General features: G+C 33.1%; 2 protein-coding genes. Both read left to right on the top strand.

Annotation, left to right across the window (positions count from 1 at the left end):
* Window positions 1–14: 14 nt before the first annotated feature.
* Entirely contained in the window at window positions 15–242 is a 228-nt protein-coding gene (locus HMPREF3270_RS06055) for a hypothetical protein (protein WP_070867200.1), read from the top strand.
* Window positions 242–610 (top strand): siphovirus Gp157 family protein (locus HMPREF3270_RS06050; protein ID WP_070867199.1); only part of this gene is annotated, 369 nt, incomplete at its 3' end. The genes HMPREF3270_RS06055 and HMPREF3270_RS06050, both read left to right, overlap by 1 nt.

The raw sequence follows: 610 nt of genomic DNA, 5'->3' as shown, positions 1-610 counted from the left end.
ACAGGAGGTACTACATGGACCTTAAAAAATATTCGCATAAATTTATCGATATGTTAGATGAGTCCGATGTACAAGGTACGATCGAATACTCTAATTATGATAAAAAGCAAACACTAGTACTCACATACAGAAAAGACTTAGACGTCCAACATGTGATTGTAGGTAGCGATAATAGCGAAGAATATAAAAAGCAATGCATAACAAATATAGAAAAAATATTGAGTGGAGGTTTAAAGTCATAATGAGCTTATTCAATTTAAATGAACAATATGAAGCGCTTCGTAATCAAATTGATGAAGGCATCGATCCAGAAGTTTTGAAAGACACACTGGAATCTATCGAAGCGAGTATTGATATTAAAGTCGATAATACAATAGGACTTATTCGAAGTGTAGAGGGCGACATTGAAACTGTAGACAAAGAAATCAAACGTCTGCAGACACTCAAAAAGCAAAGGGAAAACCTCAAAAATAAAATCAAATCATATTTGCAAGATATGCTTGAATATCGCCAATTGCAGAATTACAGAACATCTACAAACTATATTTATAAACGTAGAAATGCACCGAGTGTCCACATCACAAATGAAAAACTGATTGATAAATCATAC

This window comes from Staphylococcus sp. HMSC65H10 (assembly GCF_001839185.1).
GTDB classification, from domain to species: Bacteria; Bacillota; Bacilli; order Staphylococcales; family Staphylococcaceae; genus Staphylococcus; species Staphylococcus simulans.
Note: the sequence above shows the minus strand (reverse complement) of the source record. Positions and strands in the feature narration are given on the sequence as shown.

Bases quoted from the DNA above. Each gene is read 5' to 3' on its own strand.
- HMPREF3270_RS06055 (WP_070867200.1), top strand. From the start codon at position 15: ATGGACCTTAAAAAATATTCGCATAAATTTATCGATATGTTAGATGAG.